This is a genomic window from Schlesneria sp. (assembly GCF_036405755.1).
Taxonomy (GTDB): Bacteria; Planctomycetota; Planctomycetia; order Planctomycetales; family Planctomycetaceae; genus Schlesneria; species Schlesneria sphaerica.
The window spans coordinates 1-2,537 of sequence record NZ_DASWWZ010000408.1 but is presented as its reverse complement, the minus strand read 5'-3'; the positions used below and the strand labels follow the sequence as shown (position 1 = coordinate 2,537).

General features: G+C 57.3%; 1 protein-coding gene and 1 pseudogene. One reads left to right on the top strand and one right to left on the bottom strand.

Features of this window, described 5'->3' with window-relative positions:
* A partial coding sequence (locus VGE80_RS14040) for an outer membrane protein assembly factor BamB family protein (protein WP_440593103.1) occupies positions 1 to 1,279 on the top strand: 1,279 nt, incomplete at its 5' end.
* A 165-nt stretch (positions 1,280 to 1,444) separates the two neighbouring features.
* Here the strand turns inward: VGE80_RS14040 and VGE80_RS14035 are convergent.
* Positions 1,445 to 2,537, bottom strand: a pseudogene (locus VGE80_RS14035) (hypothetical protein); the annotation flags it as partial.

The following is a 2,537-nucleotide window of genomic DNA, read 5'->3' as shown; positions in this document are numbered from 1 at the left end:
GTGTGCCCTGTTCTGTTGTCTGAGCATCGCGCTGGCGTCGATGGCCAGCGCCGGGGAAAAAGGGATTGCCGACTTTCCCCGGCTCTCGGCAGAGAATGACTGGCCCTGGTGGCGAGGTCCACAGCGGAACGGGATCGCCCGTAGCGCACCGGTTCCGACAACATTCAGTGAAACGCAGAACCTGACCTGGAAAGTCCCCGTACCCGGCCGGGGACATGCATCGCCCACAGTCGTCGGGACCCGCATTTTTCTCGCCACGGCCGACGACAAACAGCAAGTGCACTCGATCCTGGGGTTTGATCGGAGAACAGGGAAGCAGCTCTGGAAGACAGACGTCAACCAGGGCGGTTTCCCCGAGAAAAATCACGAGAAGAACACCGAAGCGACACCCACCATCGCCAGTGATGGCGAGCGGGTGTTCGCGACGTTCTACCATCATGACAAGATCGAGTTACTGGCTCTCGATTTCGACGGTCAGTTGATCTGGAAGAAGGATGTCGGCCCGTTCTATCCGAAGATGTACGAATACGGATACGCCCCTTCACCGATCCTTTATCAGGACTCGGTGATCGTCGCAGCCGAATATGATGGTGATGCTTCGTTCCTCACGGCCTTCGACCGGAAGACCGGCGAACGACGCTGGCGAGCCGCTCGACCACGAATGGTGTCGTATTCGTCCCCGGTCATTGGCAATGTCGCGGGCAAGGATCAACTGCTGATCAGCGGAGCGCTCAAAGTCAGTTCCTACGATCCCGTCGATGGCAAGGCCCTGTGGTCAATCGAAGGGACGACCGCCGCAACGTGCGGAACAATGGTCTGGGAGGGAGACACCGTGTTCGCCAGTGGCGGATACCCGAAATCCGAGACCATCGCCGTGAAAGCGGACGGCAGCGGCAAGGTCGTCTGGAAGAACAACCAGAAGTGCTACGAGCAATCGATGCTCGCCCACAAAGGGTATCTCTACGCTCTGACCGACAACGGCATTCTATATTGCTGGCGGGCGTCTGACGGCAAGGAGATGTGGAAAGAGCGGCTGAAAGGTCCGATCAGCGCTTCTCCCGTGCTGGCGGGGGATCACATCTATTGGGCGAACGAACTCGGCACGATGTACGTCTTCCGTGCAAACCCCGACAAGTTTGAACTGGTCGCTGAAAATCAGATCGGCACAGACTCGTTCCCCAGCCCGGCAATCTGTGGCGGCCAGATCTTCCTGCGAGTCGCCACCGGGACGGGGACGGAGCGTCAGGAATGGCTCTATTGCTTTGCCAGACAGGACTGAACACCCGCAGGGCCATTTCCAGTCGGTCGCTGTCAGCAGGCCCCCAATGTGATTTCCTCGCCACAGTGAAACTCACTCGCCACAGTGAAACTCAGGAGTCCAGCGACGTTCAGCAGGTAGCATCACGGACAGCATCAGGTGCGGGAGTAACACTTCTGTCGTGGATCAGGCCACACGGGCCGCCTGATTCAGTCGGTTTATTGCAGAGCTTTCGACTGAGACGGGGGCCGCATCCCGATCGAACTCCGTGTCGACCACACCTTCTCCACGAGACCCCTTCGTCGACAAGCCTCGATGACGTGAGAACAGGCACAGAATCGAAGGGAGCATAATCAGCGAGACAAACATGCACGATCCGACCCCGATCGTCAGAACGGCTCCCAGACTGTACAGACCGCGGTGGGCCGAGATCATCATGCTTCCAAAACCGACCATCGTCGTGGTGGACGTCATCACGATGGCGTTAATCGTACTCGGCGACGGACAGTACACTTCATTCGGCTTCGAATGAAAGTCATGCATGATGTGCACCCCATTATCCACGCCGATTCCGAGAATGAGGGGCAGGATGATGAGGTTCGCCGGATTGAGGGGAATGTTGAGGATCACCAGCACACCACAACTGATTCCCAACCCCACCATCGGTGGAATCATCGCCAGTAACGTATCCATGACGGCCGTCCGCCCCAGGAAGAGCGAGAGGACCAGGGTCATCACAGTAAAGACCGCCAGAAGGAGGCCGGGGTTGTACTGCAACTGCCCCGTCACCATCAGAATTCCCGCGATGAGGGCCATCACCGCAGGGGGGAAGAATGTCCAGAACAATTGATTTCGGGTAGAAAAGTCCATGACCAGCGTGACGAGAATCACACCGAGTGCATACAACGCACAGATCTCATAGCTTCGCTTGATCTGACGAGCTGCTTCGTAATTCTGCAGTGGCGTTCCTGTCGCGTCGGCATCCACTGTCCGAACTTCGTGCACGAATCGCTGCAGCGGTTCCATATCCCAAATTTGATCCTTGGGAAAAATCTGCAACAGCCATTTTCCCTGCGGACTGACAAATCGCGACCTCAGTTCGATCGGCAGATCGTCTGCCGTCACGGGCTCGGGATTCGAAGCCGAAGCGATGGCCTGAAACTGTGCCAGAAGGGCGTAGGCCATGCGATACTGGAATTCGCCCAGGAACTCCATTTGTCGCTGTAGCGACTCTTCATCCAGTGCATTCAAGATCGAGTCGATCGAACTGGCAATCCGT